19 protein-coding genes are annotated in these 20981 nt (G+C 66.0%); 7 read left to right on the top strand and 12 right to left on the bottom strand.

Annotated elements, in window-relative coordinates; genetic code table 11:
• Positions 1-40: 40 nt before the first annotated feature.
• The 3 genes from FGU64_RS13585 to FGU64_RS13575 all read right to left on the bottom strand — a co-directional run bounded on the left by FGU64_RS13585 (position 41) and on the right by FGU64_RS13575 (position 6102).
• Positions 41-3403, bottom strand: coding sequence for a helicase-related protein (locus tag FGU64_RS13585; RefSeq protein ID WP_139953706.1), 3363 nt, complete (start codon positions 3401-3403; stop codon positions 41-43).
• 666 nt (positions 3404-4069) lie between these two features.
• Positions 4070-4795 carry an acetoacetyl-CoA reductase gene (gene phbB / locus FGU64_RS13580; RefSeq protein ID WP_139953705.1) on the bottom strand — a complete coding sequence of 242 codons (726 nt, stop codon included), beginning with the start codon at positions 4793-4795 and terminating at the stop codon, positions 4070-4072.
• A gap of 119 nt (positions 4796-4914) precedes the next feature.
• Positions 4915-6102: an acetyl-CoA C-acetyltransferase gene (locus FGU64_RS13575; protein WP_136356711.1), complete on the bottom strand. Its 1188-nt coding sequence runs from the start codon at positions 6100-6102 to the stop codon at positions 4915-4917.
• Positions 6103-6356: 254 nt separating this feature from the next.
• Between FGU64_RS13575 and phaR the strand changes: the two genes are divergently transcribed.
• From phaR to FGU64_RS13560, 3 genes are all read left to right on the top strand, one after another.
• The gene (phaR, locus tag FGU64_RS13570) at positions 6357-6971 is read left to right on the top strand and encodes a polyhydroxyalkanoate synthesis repressor PhaR (RefSeq protein WP_139953704.1); all 615 of its coding nucleotides are present in this window, start codon (positions 6357-6359) and stop codon (positions 6969-6971) included.
• A 154-nt stretch (positions 6972-7125) separates the two neighbouring features.
• Positions 7126-8178, top strand: coding sequence for a dipeptidase (locus FGU64_RS13565; RefSeq protein WP_136356715.1), 1053 nt, complete (start codon positions 7126-7128; stop codon positions 8176-8178).
• Between the two features lie 335 nt (positions 8179-8513).
• Entirely contained in the window at positions 8514-9158 is a 645-nt protein-coding gene (locus FGU64_RS13560) for a methyltransferase (RefSeq protein WP_246671116.1), read from the top strand.
• A 13-nt stretch (positions 9159-9171) separates the two neighbouring features.
• On the opposite strand, the gene gcvA is transcribed toward FGU64_RS13560, so the two are convergent.
• The gene (gene gcvA / locus FGU64_RS13555; RefSeq protein WP_139953702.1) at positions 9172-10089 is read right to left on the bottom strand and encodes a transcriptional regulator GcvA; all 918 of its coding nucleotides are present in this window, start codon (positions 10087-10089) and stop codon (positions 9172-9174) included.
• 133 nt (positions 10090-10222) lie between these two features.
• Between gcvA and FGU64_RS13550 the strand changes: the two genes are divergently transcribed.
• Entirely contained in the window at positions 10223-10462 is a 240-nt protein-coding gene (locus FGU64_RS13550; RefSeq protein ID WP_139953701.1) for a hypothetical protein, read from the top strand.
• 108 nt (positions 10463-10570) lie between these two features.
• On the opposite strand, the gene FGU64_RS13545 is transcribed toward FGU64_RS13550, so the two are convergent.
• Positions 10571-11041: a L,D-transpeptidase family protein gene (locus tag FGU64_RS13545; RefSeq protein ID WP_139955386.1), complete on the bottom strand. Its 471-nt coding sequence runs from the start codon at positions 11039-11041 to the stop codon at positions 10571-10573.
• Between the two features lie 230 nt (positions 11042-11271).
• Here FGU64_RS13545 and FGU64_RS13540 point away from each other — a divergent pair, with 230 nt between their 5' ends.
• Both FGU64_RS13540 and FGU64_RS13535 read left to right on the top strand, forming a co-directional pair.
• The gene (locus FGU64_RS13540) at positions 11272-11955 is read left to right on the top strand and encodes a response regulator transcription factor (protein ID WP_136356724.1); all 684 of its coding nucleotides are present in this window, start codon (positions 11272-11274) and stop codon (positions 11953-11955) included.
• A 116-nt stretch (positions 11956-12071) separates the two neighbouring features.
• On the top strand, positions 12072-12527 hold the full coding sequence (locus tag FGU64_RS13535) for a Crp/Fnr family transcriptional regulator (RefSeq protein WP_139953700.1): 456 nt from the start codon (positions 12072-12074) through the stop codon (positions 12525-12527).
• 17 nt (positions 12528-12544) lie between these two features.
• On the opposite strand, the gene FGU64_RS13530 is transcribed toward FGU64_RS13535, so the two are convergent.
• From FGU64_RS13530 to FGU64_RS13520, 3 genes are all read right to left on the bottom strand, one after another.
• Positions 12545-13351 (bottom strand): exodeoxyribonuclease III, encoded by an 807-nt coding sequence (locus FGU64_RS13530; RefSeq protein ID WP_136356728.1) that lies wholly within the window; start codon positions 13349-13351, stop codon positions 12545-12547.
• A gap of 119 nt (positions 13352-13470) precedes the next feature.
• Entirely contained in the window at positions 13471-14160 is a 690-nt protein-coding gene (locus tag FGU64_RS13525; protein WP_139953699.1) for an outer membrane lipoprotein carrier protein LolA, read from the bottom strand.
• Positions 14161-14269: 109 nt separating this feature from the next.
• Positions 14270-16945 (bottom strand): DNA translocase FtsK, encoded by a 2676-nt coding sequence (locus tag FGU64_RS13520; protein WP_139953698.1) that lies wholly within the window; start codon positions 16943-16945, stop codon positions 14270-14272.
• A gap of 394 nt (positions 16946-17339) precedes the next feature.
• Between FGU64_RS13520 and FGU64_RS13515 the strand changes: the two genes are divergently transcribed.
• Positions 17340-17534, top strand: a complete 195-nt coding sequence (locus tag FGU64_RS13515; protein ID WP_136356735.1) for a DUF1059 domain-containing protein — start codon at positions 17340-17342, stop codon at positions 17532-17534.
• 161 nt (positions 17535-17695) lie between these two features.
• On the opposite strand, the gene FGU64_RS13510 is transcribed toward FGU64_RS13515, so the two are convergent.
• The 4 genes from FGU64_RS13510 to tesB all read right to left on the bottom strand — a co-directional run bounded on the left by FGU64_RS13510 (position 17696) and on the right by tesB (position 20948).
• Positions 17696-18022, bottom strand: a complete 327-nt coding sequence (locus FGU64_RS13510) for a protamine-2 (modular protein) (RefSeq protein WP_139953697.1) — start codon at positions 18020-18022, stop codon at positions 17696-17698.
• A 147-nt stretch (positions 18023-18169) separates the two neighbouring features.
• Positions 18170-19486, bottom strand: coding sequence for an ammonium transporter (locus tag FGU64_RS13505; protein ID WP_139953696.1), 1317 nt, complete (start codon positions 19484-19486; stop codon positions 18170-18172).
• Positions 19487-19517: 31 nt separating this feature from the next.
• Positions 19518-19856, bottom strand: coding sequence for a P-II family nitrogen regulator (locus FGU64_RS13500; RefSeq protein WP_136356741.1), 339 nt, complete (start codon positions 19854-19856; stop codon positions 19518-19520).
• Positions 19857-20078: 222 nt separating this feature from the next.
• A complete protein-coding gene (tesB, locus tag FGU64_RS13495; RefSeq protein WP_139953695.1) occupies positions 20079-20948 on the bottom strand; it encodes an acyl-CoA thioesterase II in 870 nt (289 codons plus the stop codon).
• Positions 20949-20981: the final 33 nt, after the last annotated feature.

The following is a 20981-nucleotide window of genomic DNA, read 5'->3' as shown; positions in this document are numbered from 1 at the left end:
AAAGACCGGCCGCAGCGGCCGATGACGCGGCTGCCGGCATCTACTTCTTCAACTGGTCGCGCAGGGCGGCGAGCTTGGCGAAGGGCGAATCCGGATCGAAGCGGGCGGGGCGTTCCTCGCGCGGCTTTTGCTGGAAGGCCGGCTTGCCGCCCGGTCCGCCGTCCTTGCCGCCCGCTGCCCTGTCATGGCGGCGGTTGTCGGGCTTGCCCTTGCGGTCCGGTCGGCCGTCGCGGCGATGATCCGGCCGCTCGCCCTGTGGCCGTCCGTGACGGCGTTCGCCCTGCTCGCCCTGTCCGTCCTGCGGCCTGCCGCCTCTCTTCCATCCGCCCTGCTTTTCGCCGGGCTTCTGATCATCGCCCTGTGCGTTGCCCGGCCGGCCATGCCGTGGACCGCCACGGCCGCGATGGTCGTGCCGCTGGCCGCCGCGCGGCCGGTCGAAGCGCTGCTGCCGCCACAGAAGGATCGGCTTGGGCGCCTCCGCCTCGGCGGCTTCGGCTTGCTGGGCTTCGGCAGGTGCAGTCTCGTCAGCCGTAGCGGTATCCTTCGCCTCGACGGCGGTGGCCGCTGCGTCCTCCCCCTTGAGGGGAGGGTGGCCCGAAGGGCCGGGAGGGGTCACCTCAACCGCTCCGACATCCTCATTGTGCAACGTCTGATCAGAAATCTCCGCAGATTCCGCAGAAGGAACGTCGAGCACTTCCGCACCGACCCCCTCCGCCCCCTGCGGGGGCACCTCCCCCTCAAGGGGGGAGGATAGGACGGCGCCGTCTTCGGCGGCCTCATCGGTTTGCACGGCTGAGTCCGCCGAAACTTCCGCTGATACCGACGCTTCCGTCGTTTCAGCCGCAGCAGCTTCAGCCGCTTTGGCGGCATCCGCCGCCGCTTTCGCCTCAGCGGCCGCCTGTGCGGCGGCGTCGATGGCTTCGAGCTTGGCCTTGACCTCTTCGGCCGGCTTCGGTTCGGCGCGGTAGCCGAGGCCCTTCAGGATCTCTTCCATGTCGTCGGCGGTGGCGCCGAGGATCGACATCATCGGCGGCGTGACGACGAAGGCCTGGCCGTCATAGGCGCCGTCGGGACGCGGGCCGGTGCCGGGCTTCCACATGGTGGCCGGACGGATCAGATCGGCGAGGCGTTCGAGGATATCGACGCGGACGGCGCGGCGGCCGAGGTTGCGATAACCGGCGAGCCGATAGAAATCCTTGTCGAAAGACTGGTTGACCACCATCGAGGTGCGCCCCGATGCGAGCGCATGGACGACGTCGCCGAAGCCGAGCTTGTCCTTGCCGTCGTTCTGGAGCGCCCACAAAAGCGTCACCAGCCCGGCCGGCGCCGGCTTGATCAGCGCCGGGATGAAGACGTGGTAGGCGCCGAAGCGCACGCCGAGCCGGCGAAGTGCTGCGCGCCCCTCCTGGTCGAGCGAGCGGATGTCCTCGGCGATCTCGCGGCGGTTGATCAGGCCGAGGCTTTCGACCAGACGAAAGGCAATGCCGCGCGCAATGCCGGTCAATTGCTCGGCAGTCTTCAGGTCGGCCAGCGGCTTCAAAAGGCTTTCCACCTGGAAATTGACGAAGCGTTCGGCGCGCGCCTGTACCTTGTCACGGGCAGCCCCTTCGAGCTGCTCGTCGGCCAAAAGGATGACGCGCGGCTTCAAGACATCCTCGCCAGCGACCAGCGTGCCGATGGGTGCGCCGATCCAGCGCAGCGTGCCGTCCGAGGCGAGCGCGATGTCGCCGTTGCCGGAAGCGGCGAAACGCTCCGCACGCGCCTCGAACTCGGCCGCCAGCGCCTTCTGCGCGGCGGTCTTCACCGCCTTGGCGTCCTCGCCGCCGGCGCTGGCGTCGGCGGTGAAGCGGAACCCCTGGAGTTCACCGACATGGTGGCCCTCGACGAGGACCGTTCCGTTCGGATTGATTTCGGCATCAAGCATGGTGTTTTCTCTAAGGCGCCGCATGAGGACGGAAGTCCTGCGGTCGACAAAGCGTTTCGTCAAGCGCTCATGCAGCGCATCCGACAATCTGTCTTCGATTTCCCTGGTCTTTTCCTGCCAGTGTGTCGGATCGGCAAGCCAGCCGGGGCGGTTCGACACGAAGGTCCAGGTCCTGATCTGGGCGATGCGATGCGACAGCGTGTCGATGTCGCCTTCGGTGGTGTCGGCGCGGCGCACCTGCTCGGCCATGTAATTCTCGTCGACATGACCATGCCGGGCAAGGTCCATGTAGATGGAGGCGATGAGGTCAGCGTGCTGGGCCGGCGCGATGCGGCGGTAGTCGGGCAGGGCGCAGGCTTCCCACAGGAGCTCGACCCGTTTCGGGTTCGTGGCCAGCGCGCGGATCTCGCCGTCCTTCGACAGGAAGTCGAGCGCCTGCGCGTCCACCGCCGGCAGCGCCCGCGCCAGGCCTTCGACCGGCGCGTTGGTCTCGATCGAGCGCATAAGCGCGTCGAGCGAGGAAAAGTCGAACCGCGCGGTGCGCCATTGCAGCACTTTTACCGGCTCGAAATCGTGCGCCTCGAGCTTCTGGACGAGGTCCTCGTCGAACGGATCGACCCGTCCGGTGACGCCGAAGGTGCCGTCGCGCATGTGGCGGCCGGCGCGGCCGGCGATCTGGCCGAGCTCGGCGGCGGTGAGCTGGCGGTACTGATAGCCGTCGAACTTGCGGTTCTGGGCGAAGGCGACGTGGTCGACGTCGAGGTTGAGGCCCATGCCGATGGCGTCAGTGGCGACCAGATAGTCGACGTCGCCGGACTGGTAGAGCGCCACCTGGGCGTTGCGGGTGCGCGGCGACAGCGCGCCCAGCACCACGGCGGCGCCGCCCTGCTGGCGGCGGATCAGTTCGGCGATGGCATAGACCTCGTCGGCCGAGAAGGCGACGATGGCGGTGCGGCGCGGCAAGCGAGTCAGCTTCTTCGAGCCGGCATAGGCGAGATGCGACAGGCGTGGCCTTGTCACCACCGAAACGCCCTTCAACAGCTTTTGCAGGATGCCGTGCATGGTGGCGGCACCCAGCAGCAGCGTCTCCTGCCGGCCGCGAAGGTGCAGGATGCGGTCGGTGAAGATGTGGCCGCGTTCGAGGTCGCCGGCAAGCTGCACCTCGTCGATGGCCACGAAAGCGGCGTCCGTCTCGCGCGGCATCGCCTCGACGGTGCAGACCGAATATTTCGCGCCGGCCGGCTGGATCTTCTCCTCGCCCGTGACCAGCGAGACCTTGTGGGCGCCGACCTTCTCGCAGAGCCGCGCATAGACCTCGCGAGCCAAAAGCCTCAGCGGCAGGCCGATAACGCCGCTCTCATGCGCCACCATGCGCTCGATGGCGAGATGCGTCTTGCCGGTGTTGGTGGGGCCGAGCACGGCGGTGACGTCGCGTCCCGACAGGATCAGCGGCTCGGTGGATTGCGGGCGAATGTTCATCGGTTCGGGGGATCGCCTCATGGTCGTACGGGGCGGACTGCCGTGACAGGCGACACATAGGCATTCGCGGCGGCGGGTGAAAGCGCAATGTTCAACAGGCGGTGCAAAACGACCTTTGAAACGGCCTCTCTATGCGTCGGAGTTAACAGATGGAACGAGTCTGGAACGAATCAGCGACGAATCGCTGACTCAGGCGGATTCACGCTTCGTTCACGGCTAGATGTGGATCGCGGCGAAGTGGTCCGTACCACATGCTGAATCAGCGGAACGGCCGGCCGGCCGGAATCCGCTGTCGGCGTTAACCTTTGCCGGCGTGCTTCTGCCGGCGACCCGGCGGCAGGTGCGGGTCGCCAAGTAAGATTATGGATTCGTTGATTTTTCCTAACGGGAATTAACGGAAGCCGAGGCCGGAAAGCCTGCCGTCGTTAACGTTTCGACCAAAGCCGGAACGAATCGGCGACGAATCAGAGATGGAACGATATTCCCGTTTCGTTCACCCCAACATCTTGTGTTGTCCACAGGCTATCCACCGAGGATTCACAGCTTGGGTAACGGTGACGGCGCGATCTCCACCGCCGGCGTTAACGTTCGCGTGCCGTATCGGCACAGCGGAAACGAAAAACGGGCCGCCGAAGCGACCCGTTTCTTAACCGGCTTTCCGTCGGTTCAGGCGAAATACTGCCCGCCGTTGGCTGAGATGGTGGAGCCGGTGATGAAGCCGGCCTCCTCGGAAGCGAGGAACACCACGCAGCGGGCGATTTCCTCCGGTTCGCCGAGGCGGCCGACCGGGATCTGCGGGATGATGCGCTCGGCCAGCACCTTCTCGTCGATGGCCTTGACCATTTCGGTGGCGATGTAGCCGGGGCAGATGACGTTGACGGTGATGCCCGCGCGCGCGCCTTCCTGAGCCAGCGCCTTGGAAAAGCCGATGTCGCCGGCCTTGGCTGCCGAATAGTTCGCCTGGCCTGCCTGCCCCTTCTGGCCGTTGATGGAGGAGATGGTGATGACGCGGCCGAACTTCCTGTCGCGCATGCCGCCCCAGACCGGGTGCGTCATGTTGAAGACGCCGCTGAGGTTGGTGCCGATCACCTCGTTCCACTGCTGCGGTGTCATCTTGTGGAACATGGCATCGCGGGTGATGCCGGCATTGTTGACCAGCACGGCCACCGGGCCTAGGTCCGCCTCGACCTGCTTGACGCCGGCGGCGCAGGCGTCGTAGTCGGCGACCGACCATTTGTAGGTCTTGATGCCCGTCTCCGCGGTGAATTTTTTCGCCGCCTCGTCGTTGCCGGCATAGTTCGCCGCCACCGCATAGCCGGCATTTTTCAGCGCGATGGAAATGGCGGCGCCGATGCCGCGCGATCCGCCGGTGACGAGTGCGACTTTGGTCATGAATGGTTCTCCTCCCAAATTCAGGGGAATACGGGAGTAAGGGAATAGGGGAGAGCGGTCGGTTCCGCTTCTTCTTCCCTTATTCCCCTACTGCCATATTGCCCTATTCCCTTATTGCCTCAGTTCATCGCTTCCACGCACATCGCCACGCCCATGCCGCCGCCGATGCACAGCGTCGCCAGGCCTTTTTTGGCGCCGCGCCGCTTCATTTCGTGGACGAGGGTGTTGAAGATGCGGGCGCCGGAAGCGCCGATCGGATGGCCGATGGCAATCGCCCCGCCGTTGACGTTGACGATCGACGGGTCCCAGCCCATGTCCTTGTTGACGGCGCACGCCTGCGCGGCGAAGGCTTCGTTGGCCTCGACGAGATCGAGGTCGCCGACCGCCCAGCCGGCCTTTTCCAGCGCCTTGCGCGAGGCCGGGATCGGGCCGGTGCCCATGATCGCCGGATCGACGCCGGCGGTCGCCCAGGAGGCGATGCGCACCAGCGGGGTGAGGCCGCGGCGCACCGCTTCGGCCTCGGTCATCAGAAGCGCGCCGGCGGCGCCGTCGTTGATGCCCGACGCATTGCCGGCCGTGACCGTGCCGTCCTTCTCGAAGGCCGGCTTCAGCTTCTGCATGGCGTCGATGGTGGCGCCGTGGCGGATGTATTCGTCCTGGTCGACGACCGTGTCGCCCTTGCGGCCCTTGACGGTGAAGGCAACGATCTCGTCCTTGAACCTGCCGGCCTTCTGCGCGGCTTCAGCCTTGTTCTGCGAGGCAAGCGCGAACTTGTCCTGGTCGTCGCGGGTGATCTGGTACTGCTTGGCGACGTTCTCGGCGGTGGTGCCCATGTGGTAGCCGTTGAAGGCATCCCACAGGCCGTCCTTGATCATGGTGTCGATCATCTTGTAGTCGCCCATCTTGACGCCGGCGCGCAGGTGCTCGGCATGCGGCGACAGCGACATGGACTCCTGGCCGCCGGCGATGACGATCTTGGCGTCGCCGGTGGCGATCTGCTGCATGCCGAGCGCGATGGCCCGCAGGCCCGAGCCGCAGACCTGGTTGAGGCCCCAGGCGGTCGTCTCCTTCGGCAGGCCGGCATTGATGGAAGCCTGGCGCGCCGGGTTCTGGCCCTGCGCCGCCGTCAGCACCTGGCCGAGGATGACCTCGTTCACCTCGCCCGCCTCGACGCCGGCCCGCGCCAACAGCTCGCGGATGACCGCCGCTCCCAGTTCATGGGCGGGGGTGGCCGCGAAGGCTCCGTTGAACGAACCGACCGCGGTGCGGGCGGCGCTGGCCACGACGATGGCATTGGAAGCGGGCATTTTTATCTCCAGGCTCCGGGAACGTTGGCTATCCTGACGACTTTTCTTGACCTTTCACGCCTTCGAGTCAAACCGGAAATCGGCCGCTTCGGCCCTTGCATCGCACAACGAGGCGATTGCTGCGCAGCATTTTGCCGGCTTGCGCGCTCCCGCACCGCACAAAGGTCTTGGATTCACGCCGGTTTTGCGTCTATCCTCGACCTTAGTTCAATTCGTCGCCGGCTGCTTACGCGCCGAAATCCGGGGAGGATGGTATGGCGGCAAAAGACGAACCGGTGGTGATCAAGAAATACGCCAACCGGCGCCTCTACAATACGGGCACCAGCACCTACGTCACGCTCGAGGACCTCGCCGAGATGGTCAAGCGCGGCGAGGACTTTTCCGTGCAGGACGCCAAGACGGGCGAGGACATCACCCATCCGGTGCTGACCCAGATCATCTTCGAGCTGGAGAACAAGGACGGGCAGAACATGCTGCCGATCCCGTTCCTGCGCCAGCTCATCGCCTTCTATGGCGACCAGATGCAGATGATCGTGCCGAGCTTCCTCGAACAGTCGATGATCGCCTTTTCGAAGGAGCAGGAACGCTTCCGCGAGCAGATGAAGTCGCCGATGGACATGATGAAGCTGGCGACGCCGATGAAGGCGATCGAGGAGCAGACGCGCCGCAACATGGAGATGTTCCAGAACGCCATGCGCATGTTCACGCCCTTCCCGGCGGCGGGAAGCGCGACGCCGGCCGCCGGCGCGCCGGAACCTGCAAGGAAAGACGGGGCGGAAGGCACGGAGGCGCCGGAGAAATCCGACGACCTGCAGGAACTGAAGGAACAGATCGCCGCCATGCAGCGCAAGCTCGACCGCATGTCGTAGGCAGTGGTCCTGGCCGCCCGGGCGAATCCGGACGGGCCAGTCACAAGCGCGGCATGCCATCTGGCCTTTGCATGCAGCCTTTCTCCCGCCTAACCTAGCCCCGCATCCTGCAATCGGGCCGCCGCAGGCGTCCCAGCCAAGCCGAAAGCCGACCATGACCGACCAGACCCTCGTCCCCGTCTTCGACGGCCACAACGACACGTTGCTCAAGCTCTACAAGGCCAAGGAGGCCGACAAGGAGAAGCTGTTCATCGACGGGTCTCCCGCCGACTGGCACATCGACCTGCCGCGCGCCCGCAAGGGCGGCTTCGCCGGCGGCATGTTCGCCATCTTCCCGCCTTCGCCGGAGAAGCGCCGAAGCGGCGATATGTTGAGCCATGACGAGCCGCTGCCGCCGCAACTGCCGCGCGCGACGGCGATCGATTCCACCATCGGCATGGCTTCGATCCTGTTCAAGCTGGAGCGCGCCGGCGCACTGACGGTCTGCCGCAACGCCGCCGAGGTGCGCGCCGCCGTCGCCAGGGGCGTGCTCGCCGCCGTCTTCCACATCGAGGGCGCGGAAGCGATCGGCGCCGACCTTTCCATGCTGGAGGTGCTGCATGCCGCCGGCCTGCGCTCGCTGGGCATCGTCTGGAGCCGGCCGAACATCTTCGGCCACGGCGTGCCGTTCCGCTTCCCCTCCTCGCCCGACATCGGCGACGGCCTGAGCGACGCCGGCAAGGCGCTGGTCAAGGAATGCAACCGGCTGAAAATCCAGATCGACCTGTCGCATCTCAACGAGAAGGGTTTTCGCGACGTGGCGAAGCTCTCCGACGCGCCGCTGGTCGCCACCCACTCCAACGTGCACGCCATCTGCCCGCATTCGCGCAACCTGACCGACTGGCAGCTCGGCGCCATCCGCGACAGCGGCGGCATGGTGGGCCTGAACTACGCCACCGGCTTCCTGCGCGAGGACGGCACCATGAACGCCGATACGAGCCTCGACCTCATGGTGCGCCATGTCGATGCGCTGCTGGCGGCGCTGGGCGAAGACCATGTCGGCCTGGGGTCCGACTTTGACGGCGCGATGATCCCGGCGCCGATCGGCGACGTGTCCGGCCTGCCGAAACTGATCGACGCCTTCGCCCGACACGGCTACGGGCGCGAGCTGATCGAGAAAATCGCCTGGAAGAACTGGGCCGGCGCTTTGGAAAAATCCATCGGGTGAGAAGCTGGTCGCCGAAGGCGATCCGTCGTGCCGGTGGCACGACGGAAAGCTTCGAACGCCGGGGAGCTGCGAAGCAGCGGGCCCCCGGCCGGGCAGCGGTGAAGCGCGCAGACGTAGCCCTCTCTCTTGAGGGCATGACTGTCGCATAGCACGCATTACCCCCTCTCCGTCTCGGGCTACGCCCGATCCACCTCTCCCCCACTTCGTGAGGGGAGAGGATGGGTGCCAAGCCTGAGGCCGGCGTATCCTCTCCACCCGGAACGGGGGGAGAGGTGGCGCGCGAAGCGCGACGGAGAGGGGGGCGAACCTCATGTGTGATTCTCATGGACGCCCCCATGACCGCCTCCCGTGACGCTTTCATCCTTGCCAACACCGCGCTGACGGCACCGCCGCATGTGCCGGAAATCTGCCTGCACCTTGCCGACGAGGCGCACGATCTGTGGCGTCGCACCGAGGAAGAGCTGGCCGCGATCGGCCTGCCGCCGCCATTCTGGGCCTTCGCCTGGGCCGGCGGGCAGGGGCTGGCGCGCTACGTGCTCGATCATCCCGGCACGGTGTCGGGCAAAAACGTGCTCGACTTCGCCTCCGGTTCCGGACTGGTCGCCATCGCCGCCGCCAAGGCCGGCGCGGCCAAAATCCTTGCCGCCGACATCGACCCTTTCTGCGAAGCGGCGATCCGCCTGAACGCGGCCCAAAACGGCGTGGCGGCCGATTTTTCGGACGAGGACTGGATCGGCCGCGACGGCGGCTGGGACGTCGTGCTGGCCGGCGACGTCTTCTACGACAAGCCCTTCGCCGAGCGCCTGCTGCCGTGGTTTTCAGCGCTCCATGCGCGCGGCGCCGAAATCCTGATCGGCGATCCCGGCCGCGCCTACCTGCCGAAAACCGGGCTCGAAAAGCTCGCCGTCTACGAAGTGCCGGTCACCCGCGCGCTGGAAGACGCCGAGGTGAAGCGCACGACGGTGTGGCGCTTCGGCTGACGGCAGCCGCCGGTCAGGCCTGCGTCTTCGCCGCTTCCGCCAGAATCCACTCGCGGAAGGCGGCGATGCGCGGATCGTCCGCTGCGCCCTGCGGATAGACGAGGAAATAGGCGAATTCCGGCGCGAGCCTGAGGCTGAGTTCGAGCGGCCGCACGAGGCGACCTTCCGCCAGATCGCCGGCGACCATGGCGGATTCGGCCAGCACGACGGCGCTGCCTTCGAGGGCCGCCTGCAACAGTTCGGAAGACGTGCCGAAAACCACGGTGCGGCTGTCGTCGAAATCGTCGATGCCGGCGGCCGCCATCCACATCGGCCAGTTCGGCCAGGTGATGCCCTGGCGCGACCATTCTATATGCGCCAACGTGTAGTTCAGCAGGTCGCGCGGCTCCCGGATCGGCGGTCCCGAGCGCAGCAGCGTCGGGCTGCATACGGGGCCGAGCACGTCGTCGAACAGCCGGTGGGCGGCAAGGCCGGCATATTTGCCGGCGCCGAAACGCACGGCGACATCGACGTCGTCCTGCTCGAAGTCGCGCAGGTCGGACGAGACATCGAAGCGCAATTCGATGTCGGGATGGGCCTCGCGGAAGGAGTCGACCCGCCGCATCAGCCATTTGGCGGCGAACTGCGCGTCGGCGCTGACCCGGAGCTGGCTCGCTCCGCGCTCCATCCTGCGCGCCCGCGCCACCGCGCGGCCGAGCACGTCGAGCGCCTCGGCAGAGGCTTCCAGCACGAGCTCGCCGGCTTTGGTCGGCCGGATCGAGCGGCTGGTGCGGGTGAACAGGACCAGGCCGAGCTGGTCCTCGATTTCCTTGATCTGGTAGCTGACCGCCGCCGGCGTCAGCCCGAGTTCGTCCGCCGCGCGGGTAAAATTGAGGTGGCGGCCCGCCGCCTCCAGCGTCCTCAGCGCGCGTGTTCCGGGTATCGGGTGCATCTCATCCTTCAAGGAATACTTGATGATCTGACAAGAACTACTCGTTTCTCTCTTTTGCTTCAATGGGTCATTGTTCACTCATCGCAGAAACAAAAAGCCTGGCTTGATACCGGGCCATGAAAGGAACAAGGCCATGACCAGCTATATCCTGACCCGTCCGGTTCCCCTCTGGAAAAGGCTGCTCGACGGTCTCGTCGATCGCCGCCCAGCCGCCGGAAACGTTCCCGTGGTGCCGATCCAGGAGATCGAGGGCTTGAGCGACAGCCTGCTCGAGGACATCGGCATCGATCCGCGCAGCGTGCCGCGCCCCTCGCACGAAGCGACCGTCAGTCTCGGACTCTCGGAGCGCGGCTGGATACCGGGCCGGCGCTGATCTTCAGAGCGGTTCTGATTTTAACAGAATCGGCAGAGCCGCTCTATCTCTTTGTTTTAGCCGCATTTTCCGGACGCAAAACCGTTTCACGCTTTTGCTGGAAATGCTTTAACGCACCACCTTGAGCACCGTGCCGGCGCCGAGATGCGGCAGAAGCCGCGCCATGGCGCGCGGGCTCACCGCCACGCAGCCCTCGGTCGGCGTGAAACCCGGCCGCGCCAGATGGAAGAAGATGGCGCTGCCGCGCCCGCGCCGGCGCGGCGAAATATTCCAGTCCAGCACCAGGCAGGCGTCGTAGAGCCGGTCGTCGCGCTTCATGCGCTCGTGACCGGCGCGATACGGGATTTTGACCGGCCGGTTGTAGTTGCGGTCGTCCGGCATATCGCACCAGCCGAGAGCGGCGCCGATCGGCCGCATTTCGAGCCGCGTGCGGCGCGCGCCGGCGAACCGGTCGCCGCGAAAATAGCCCGACAGGATGCGCATCGCCGCCAGCGGCGTGCCGCCGTCGCCTTCGCGCTTGTTCGCCACGATGCCGCCACGCCCCAGCGCGCAGGGAATGACCAGTTGTCCGGCCTTCATCAGCCCCTGCGTCGGATGTCCCGGGCGGGGGCGCACGACGATGGCCGAGAGCGCGGCAGGCGATTTTCCATTGCCGATCTTGCTCGCGCCGTTTTTCGGGTATGATCGTTTCACGGAACAAATCACTGTGAACGCCTGTTGTTGCGGTCAGCTTCCGCATAAACGGGCGACGGTCAACCCGCCGGCACTCGGCAAGACAGTTTTTTTATTGCGAAACAACGGATTGATCCATGACCTCACGCACCATCCTGATTGTCGACGACGACGATGACCTGCGCTCGACGCTGGTCGAGCAGCTGTCGCTCTACGAGGAGTTCGACATCCAGCAGGAAACGACCGCGGCCAAGGGCATCACTGCGGCCCGCGCCGGCATGGTCGACCTGCTCATCATGGACGTCGGCCTGCCCGACATGGACGGCCGCGAGGCGGTGAAGCTGTTGCGCAAGGGCGGCTATAAGGCGCCCATCGTCATGCTGACCGGCCACGACACCGATTCCGACACCATCCTCGGGCTGGAGGCCGGCGCCAACGACTATGTGACGAAGCCGTTCCGCTTCGCCGTGTTGCTCGCCCGCATCCGGGCGCAGCTGCGCCAGCACGAACAGAGCGAGGACGCCACCTTCGCCATCGGCCCCTACACCTTCAAGCCGAGCCAGAAGCTGCTCATCGACCAGCGCGGCGGCAAGGTGCGGCTGACCGAGAAGGAAGCCTCCATCATCAAGTACCTTTACCGCGCCGAGCAGAAGGTGGTGACGCGCGACGTGCTTCTGGAGGAGGTCTGGGGCTACAATTCCGGCGTCACCACCCACACGCTGGAAACGCATGTCTACCGCCTACGCCAGAAGATCGAGCGCGATCCTTCCAATGCTGAAATTCTTGTGACAGAAAGCGGCGGCTACAAACTGGTTCCCTGAGAATGAGCGCCTGGCACGGGAAGGCGCTACATTGTTAACCAGCTTGCTGGTCAAATGCCGAATCGGCGGGGGCGCGCGAGGAGGGAATGGCCTGACGGCCGGGGACATGATCGCAAATGGCGCTGGATGACGACGTTCGCATCCTCTCGCGCGTGGGGCTGTTCGAGGGCTTCACGCCCGAGCAGCTGCGCCTGCTTGCCTTCGGCGCGGAGACGACGGCGCTGCCGGCCGAGCGCAAGCTCTACCGCGAGGACGACGAGGCCGATTCGGCCTATGTCGTGGTCGCCGGCCGCATCGTGCTCTACCGCGAGGCGGACGGCGCGCATGTGCCCATCGGCTTCGCCGAATCGGGCTCCATCCTCGGCGAACTGGCGCTGATCGCCGACACGAGACGGCTCACCAGCGCCTCGGCGGCGGTCGATTCCGAAATCCTGCGGCTGAACCGCAAGATGTTCCGCCGCATCCTCGAGGAATATCCCGATATCGCCGTCCAGCTCCATCAGCGCATCGCCGACGAATTGCAGGCGCTGATCGAGCGCATAGAGCAGGTGGCGCCGCGCTTCGCCGAGTGAGGCGCGCGGCGGTCCCGTCAATCCAGGTCGAAGCGCGCGATGACCGGCACATGGTCGGACGGCCGCTCCCAGCCGCGCGCCTCGCGCAGGATCTCGTAGCCGGCAAAGGGCGGCACCAGATTGGCCGATGACCAGACATGGTCGAGCCGGCGGCCCCGGTCGGAGGCCTGCCAGTCCTGCGCCCGGTAGCTCCACCACGTATAGAGTTTCTGCTCGTAAGGCACGTTGAGCCGCATCAGGTCGACCCATTCGCCGGCCTTGCGCATCGCCTCGAAGCTCTCCGTCTCGACCGGGGTGTGGGAGACGATTTTGAGCAGCTGCTTATGCGACCAGACGTCGTGTTCGAGCGGCGCGATGTTGAGGTCACCGACCAGGATCGAGGAGGAAAAGTCGTCCTGTTCGGCACGAACCGCGTTCATCTCGGCGACGAAATCGAGCTTGTGCCTGAACTTCCAGTTGATCTCCGGGTCCGGCTCGTCGCCGCCGGCCGGCACGTAGAAATTATGCAACAGGATCGACCGGCCGCCGGCCGATACGCGCACCGACAGGTGGCGGCTGTCCTCGATGCCACAGAAGCGGCGCTTCTCCACCACCTCCAGCGGGCGGCGCGAAACTGTGGCGACGCCGTGATAGCCCTTCTGGCCGAAGATCGCGATGTGCTGGTAGCCGAGGCCACGGAAGGCATCGAACGGGAACAGGTCGTCCGGGCACTTGGTTTCCTGCAGGCACAGCACGTCCGGCGCCCGCTCGGCAAGCAGCCGCTCGACAAGAGGCATGCGCAGGCGAACGGAGTTGATGTTCCAGGTGGCGAGGGTGAAGGGCATTCGGTTGAGGCAGGCGTGAGAAAAAGACGGCGAACCCTGCCAGCCGTTGCGTTCAAAGACAAGTCGTCCGCTGCCCGCCGGCCGGTTGCCGGCTGATTTCCACAGGCGTTACGCGGTGGTCAACGGTTGCTTTTCTTCGCGTTCAGCTCACGGTTGGCCGTGTAGTCGATCTTGAAGGTGTCGGCGGCGAAATTGACGCCTTCCCTGGTGTTGAAGATCATCACCGTGGTGTCCTTGCCTTGTGCGTCGGTGATGGTCCACTGGCGCAGCTCGTAGGTCTTCGGATCGAACATCATGGTGATCTTCGAATTGCCGAACACCTGCTTGTCGGCAAGCTGGATGGTGGTCAGGTCGTCTTCCTGCTTGATGCCCGTCACCTTGCCGCCGGACAGGTCGATGCGGTCGTCGAGCAGGAGCTTGAGCGGCGTCTTGGACAGCGGGTAGAGATCGGAGGTCCTGAGCTTCTTGTTGAGGATGACCACCGACTGGCCGTCGGAGATGACGCGGAAATCGGAGGCGCCGTCATAGTTGAAGCGAATCTTGCCCGGCCGCTCGAGGAAGAACTTGCCGCCCGTCTGCTCGCCCTTGGGGCCGAACTGGACGAACTCGCCGGTCATCGTCTTCACGGCGGAAAAATGGTCGGCGATCTTCTGTGCCACGTCGGGCGCGGCGGCCTCGGCCGGCCCGAGCAGCCGCAGGCTGGGGGCGAGGTCGAGCGCGGCCGCACCGGCGAGCGCGAGGCCAAGGCCGAGCAGGTGCCGGCGCGTCGGGGCGAACGTGCTTGTCCGGGCAAGGCGATCTGTGGTCATGGCTCTCACGTCCTTATTTGCTGTGCGACAGTGTCTGGTCCCCCAGTTGGGCTGAAGTTTGGCGCCTGAAGAAACACGTTGCCGCGGCTTCGGGTTCCCTGTGGAGTGATCAGAACTTGTCGTCCTCGGTCGGCACGAGGATCTCGCGCTTGCCGGCGTGGTTGGCCGGGCCGACGACGCCTTCCTTCTCCATGCGCTCGATGATCGAGGCGGCCTTGTTGTAGCCGATGCCGAGTCGGCGCTGGATGTAGCTGGTCGAGGCCTTGCCGTCGCGCAGCACCACGGCCACCGCCTGATCGTAGGGATCGTCGGACTCGTCGAAATTGCCGCCGCCGGAGCCGCCCTTGCCCGAAGGCGCGTCGTCGTCTTCTGCCTCGTCGTCCTCGGTGATGGCGTCGAGATATTCCGGCACGCCCTGCAATTTCAGGTGCTGGACGATCTTTTCCACCTCGTCGTCGGAGACGAACGGGCCGTGGACGCGCTGGATGCGGCCGCCGCCGGCCATATAGAGCATGTCGCCCATGCCGAGCAGCTGTTCGGCGCCCTGCTCGCCCAGGATGGTGCGCGAATCGATCTTCGACGTCACCTGGAAGGAGATGCGGGTGGGGAAGTTGGCCTTGATGGTACCGGTGATGACGTCCACCGACGGACGCTGCGTCGCCATGATGACATGGATGCCGGCGGCGCGCGCCATCTGGGCGAGGCGCTGCACGGCGCCTTCGATATCCTTGCCGGCGACCATCATCAGGTCGGCCATCTCGTCGATGATGACGACGATGTAGGGCATCGGCTCGAGGTCGAGGTTCTCCGTCTCGTAGATCGCCTCGCCGGTCTGGCGATCGAAGCCGGTCTGCACGGTGCGCTGGATCTGCTCGCCCTTCTTCTCGGCCTGCGCGACGCGCTGGTTGAAGCCGTCGATGTTGCGCACGCCGACCTTGGACATCTTGCGATAGCGGTCCTCCATCTCGCGCACGGTCCATTTGAGCGCGACGACGGCCTTCTTCGGGTCGGTGACGACGGGGGTCAGAAGATGCGGGATGCCGTCGTAGACCGACAGTTCCAGCATCTTCGGGTCGATCATGATGAGGCGGCATTCCTCGGGCTTCAGCCGGTAGAGCAGCGACAGGATCATGGTGTTGATGGCGACCGACTTGCCCGAGCCGGTGGTGCCGGCGACCAGCACGTGCGGCATCTTGGCGATGTCGACGATGACGGCCTCGCCATTGATGGTCTTGCCGAGCGCCAGCGCGAGCTTCGCCTTGGTCTGCTCGAAATCGCGGCTGGCCAGGATTTCGCGCAGGTACACCATCTCGCGCTTGGCGTTGGGCAGCTCGATGCCGATGGCGTTGCGGCCGGGCACGACGGCGACGCGCGCGGCGATGGCACTCATCGAGCGGGCGATGTCGTCGGCCAGGCCGATGACGCGGCTCGACTTGATGCCCGGCGCCGGCTCCAGTTCGTAGAGGGTGACGACGGGGCCGGGGCGGACCGCGATGATCTCACCCTTGACGCCGAAATCCTCCAGCACGCCTTCCAGCAGGCGGGCGTTCTGCTCCAGCGCCTCCTTCGACAGCGAGGCGTCGCGCACGACGTTCTTCGGCTCCGACAGGAAATGCAGCGACGGCATTTCGAAATGACCGCTGGCGAGCATCGAGGTCTGCGCTTCGCGATGAGCGCGCACGCCCGGCTGCGGGCGCGGCGCCGGCGTCTCGACGCGGGTGGCGGCGTCGGAGCGGAAGGCGCGCACCTCGGTTGCCGGCGCCTGCGGCACATGCGCGGCGGGCTCCGGAGCGAAATCGTTGACGTCCTCGTCCTCGCCCTCGTCGTAGAAATCGGTATCGGCGGGATCGAGCGCGGGCGCGCGGCCGCCGACCATGGAGGCGAAGAATTCCGGCTCGACGCGGGCGCGGCCGGCCTGGCTCAGTCGCACCTCCTCCATTTCCGCTACCTCGACGCGCTCGGCGGCCCTACGCCAGGCGCTGCTGGAGGGCTGAGGGGCTTCTTCTTCGAAGCCGAACTCGTCCTGCCGGCTGCGGCGCTGCGCGGCGCGGCGGTGCAGGAAGGCGCGGAAGGACAGCCACCAGTGGGTGATGGCGCCGAGCGCCAGAATGCCCTCGTTGTCGTCGTCGTCTTCCTCCTCGAACAGGATCTGGTCGGTATCGGCCGGTTCGGGCCGGGCCGGCTCATCCTCCATCACGGCGAAGCCGTTGCGGCGCGCAATCAGCGCCGAGCCGTAGACGAACAGCCACAGCGCCGGGACGGCGAAGACGACGGCAAGCACGCCGGCGAGCAGGCCGGTGGGATAACCGCCGGCGAAGGCGCCGGGAATTTTCAGCACCATGTCGCCGAAGACGCCGCCGAGGCCGGTCGGCAGCGGCCAGGTCGGCGGCGGCGCGACGCAGCCGACGATGGAAGCGGCCAGCAGCGCGAAGCCGAACCAGGCAAACCCGCGCTTCGGCAGCTTGTCGACGCCGCGCGCGGTGAACAGGAAGAAGCCCCAGGCAACCGCCGGAACCAGCGCGGCGACCGCCGACAGGCCGAAGAACTGCATGGCGAGGTCGGAGAAGACCGCCCCGGCATAGCCCATCGCGTTGGTGACGGGGTTGTCGACGGCGTGGCTGAAGCTCGGATCGGCGACGTTCCAGGTGGCGAGGCTGGCGATGCCGAAGGCGACGGCGGCAAAAAGGCCGGCGCCGACCAGACGCCCGACCTGCCGGCGCGCGAAGGCGCGGATGCCGTGGCCCGTATCGGTCAGCGTGAGCGGTACCGATGCCCCTGAACGCATTCTATTCTCCGCCTATAAGTGCCTGAGCCGGTCGCGTGCGCATACCGGTGGAATCGTTGCGGCAGATTATTGGCCCGAGGGTTAAGGGCGCATTAACTATGCCGAAGCGGCTGCCCCTTATTCCGCAAGGCGCAGAGGGCGGCACCGTGCCGCCGCCGTGGGGAGCCTTGCCGGCCGGCCGTTGGCCTCAGCGAATCGATACTCGGACGGTCCGGTCGTTTGCCGTGCCGGACGCCCGGCGGGAACCCCGCAGGTCGATGGCGATCGTCAAGGCAGTACTTCGGATGAAGCGTCTACCGCCTTCGGCGGGGAGGGCCTTTTGTGATTTCGAGGCGCGAAGGCGAGGGCCTATAATGGCGCCTCGAGGGGCTGCCTCCAGATCGGGAGAAAGGCCATGGCAAGAAGGTACATAGACTGCCGCGAATTCCCGAGCGAGATGCAATGCAGCATCGCCATTTCAGCGGATCGGGAAGACGAACTGATCGAAGCTGCGGTGCAACACGCCGTTTCCGTTCACGGCGAAAAGGATACGCCTGAATTTCGCAAGGAGATTCGAAAGGCGGTGCACGAGGGAATGCCCGCGATGTAACCGCAGATCGCCCCGCATCCTCATGATGCCTGGGTTTTGCGGCATTGCCGCATCATCGCCCGTTCCGGCTCACCGGGGCGGGCTTTTTGCGCTTGCGGGCAGTCGGGCGCGAAAACCCCGGCACGGGTGCCGGGGCAATTCACCCGTAATCAAGGGCGGTTTCAGCCCCAGTACCAGACCCAGACGCGCTCGCGGTGGCAGCGCACGACGCGGCGGCCATGGCGCCAATAGCGCCGGCAGACCCGCCGCCAGACCCGCCGGCGACGACGCCGCGGCCGGTGATGCGGCGGACGATGGCGATCATGCCGGTACTGGACGTCGACGACGTCGGCTTCGCCGAGCGGCACGGCGTCGGCGCCGTCCAGTTCATCGAGGATGCCGTTTCCCTTGAGCACGCCTGCTGCGGCCTGCGTGGGACGGGCCATGCCCGCCACGGTCGCCGCGCCGGCAAGGCCGAGCAATCCGGTCAGGAACAATCGTCGATCCATGGAAACCTCCTGCTTGCATTTCAATCGAACACGACCCGCCGCCGAAGTCGAAACACTATGTCTTTCAAGCTGAACCCTTCGTGAACGCGCAGGGGGCCGCCTCGCAATAACGGGCGAACCCCTGTTGCCGTTCCGGAAGCGGGCTTCCTACTGCACCACTTCGCCGTGCTGGCTGACGTCGAGGCCCTCGATCTCCTGCTGGCCGGAGGGGCGCAGGCCGACGAGCGCCTTGACCGCGTAGAGGATCGCGGCGGTGGCGAGCGCCGTCCACACGATGGTGAAGACGATGCCGTAGAGCTGCGTCACCACCGAGGCGTTCTCGCCGAGGCTGTTGATCGTCTTGTCGGCGAACACGCCGGTCAGGATCGCGCCGACGATGCCGCCGACGCCATGCACGCCAAAGGCGTCGAGCGAATCGTCGTAGCCCAGCGCGTGCTTCAGCTTGACTGCGGCCAAGTAGCAGACGATGCCGGCAACGATGCCGATGACGAAGGCGCCGGTCGGATTGACGAAGCCGGCGGCCGGCGTGATGGCGACGAGGCCGGCGACGGCGCCGGAGATGATGCCGAGCACCGAGGGCTTTTTCGCCACCAGCCATTCGGTGAACATCCAGGCAAGGCCGGCCGTGGCGGCGGCGACCTGGGTGTTGACCATCGCGGCGGCGGCGAGTCCGTCGGCGGCCAGTTCCGAGCCGGCGTTGAAACCGAACCAGCCGACCCACAGGAGTGCGGCGCCGATCACCGCATAGACGAGGTTGTAGGGCGCCATGTTGACCGAGCCGTAGCCCTGCCGCTTGCCGAGAACGAGCGCGCAGACGAGGCCGGCGACGCCGGCATTGATGTGGACGACGGTGCCGCCGGCGAAATCGAGCACGCCGGCCGAGCCGAGGAAGCCGCCGCCCCATACCCAGTGCGCGATCGGCGCATAGACGACCAGCAGCCACAGGCCGGTGAACAGGAGCATGGCGGAAAACTTCATGCGCTCGGCGAAGGCGCCGGCGATCAGCGCCGGCGTGATGATGGCGAAGGTCATCTGGAAGACGGCAAAGAGATATTCGGGAATGTTTGCCACCCCCGGCGCCCACAGCGTGTCGACCGTGATGCCGGCGAAGAAGGCCTTGGACAGGCCGCCGACATAGGCGTTGGCGCCGCCGCCGTCCGAGAAGGCGAGGGAATAGCCGACGACGAACCACAGGACGGTGGCCAGACAGCAGACGGCAAAGCTCTGCATGACGGTGGCGAGCACGTTCTTCTTGCGCACCATGCCGGCATAGAACAGCGCAAGGCCCGGAATGGTCATCATCAGCACCAGAGCGGTGGAGACGAGCATCCAGGCGGTGTTGCCGGTGTCGAGGGCGGGTGCTGCGTCCTGTGCCAGCGCCGCCGTCGTGCCGGACAGGCCGAGCGCCAAGGCGCCGGCCAGCGCCGCCGGCCCGGTCTTCTTCAAGGTCGAAAAAAAGGTCATCGATCTCTCCATTGGGATGTCGTTTCGCGGCTCAGAGCGCGTCGGTGTCGGTTTCGCCGGTGCGGATACGCACGGCCTGGTCGATGCCGAAGACGAAGACCTTGCCGTCGCCGATCTGGCCGGTGCGGGCGGCGGCGGCGATCGCCTCCACCGCCCGGTCGGCCATGTCGGTGGCGACGGCGATCTCGATCTTGATCTTGGGCAGGAAGCTCACCGCGTATTCGGCGCCGCGGTAGATTTCGGTATGTCCCTTCTGCCGTCCGTAGCCCTTGACCTCGCTGACGGTCAGGCCCTGGATGCCGACGGCGGTGAGCGCCTCGCGCACCTCGTCGAGCTTGAACGGCTTGATGATTGCCATCACGATCTTCATCAGGTTTCACCCTTTCGCTCTTGCGGGTTCCCGCGTTCGCTTGATGTCGCCGGCTTGCTGCGCGCCGGAGATCGGACAAAGGGATTCAAGCTCCGTGCCAGTTGCGTGGCATGAGCGCTAAACCATTGAAGATGAAGGAAATCGCGAAGCGCGACAAATCACGCCTTCGCACGCGCAGCATAACGAACGCCTATCAAATAGGCAGCTGCAGAAAACCGCCTTTTATTTGTGCGGTCGCCTCAGGCGGATCAGACCTTCCTGCGCCGTAGAGGCGATCAGCGTGCCGTCGCGCGCATAGAGCGCGCCGCGGTTGAAGCCGCGCGAACCGGACGCCGAGGGGCTGTCCTGCGTGTAGAGCAGCCAGTCGTCGAGCGCATGCGCGCGGTGGAACCACATGGCATGGTCGAGGCTGGCGGCCTGGATGTCGGGATCGAACAGGCCGCGGCCGTGCGCGAAGGTCGAGGTGTCGAGCAGCGTCATGTCCGACAGGTAGGCGAGCAATACCGAGGACAGGCGCGGGTCGCCTTCGGGAACCGGGCCGGTCAGCCGGATCCAGACGTTCTGGCGCGGCGGCAGCCTGTCGCGGCTGGAATAATGCTTGAGGTTGACGGGCCTGATCTCCAGCGGCCGTTCGCGCGCCCAGAACTTGCGGATGACCTCGGGGATGTGCTCCATGGTCTTCAAGAGATCGCGCTGCGACAGCAGAGTCTCGGGCATCGGAACGTCCGGCGGCATGGGAATCTGGTGGTCGAGCCCCTGCTCCCGCACCTGGAAGGACGTTTCCAGCGAGAAGATCGCCTGGCCGTGCTGCACGGCCGTCACACGCCTTGTGGTGAAGGAGGCGCCGTCGCGGATGCGGTCGACCTCGTAGACGATCGGCACCTTGATGTCGCCGGGCCGCATGAAGTAACCGTGCAGCGAATGGACGTGGCGCTCGGCCGGGACGGTGCGCTGCGCGGCCACCAGCGATTGGGCGATGGTCTGGCCGCCGAACACGCGCTGCCACTCGACCTGGGGGCTGCGACCACGATACAGGTTGTGCTCCAACTCCTCGAGGTCGAGAATGTCGAGCAGCTCGTTCATGGCTGTCATGGCTTGCCCCTCCGGGATATCAGGCCGGTTTCG

Source organism: Mesorhizobium sp. 8 (assembly GCF_006351905.1).
Taxonomy (GTDB): Bacteria; Pseudomonadota; Alphaproteobacteria; order Rhizobiales; family Rhizobiaceae; genus Mesorhizobium; species Mesorhizobium composti.
This window is presented reverse-complemented; position numbering and strand designations above follow the sequence as displayed.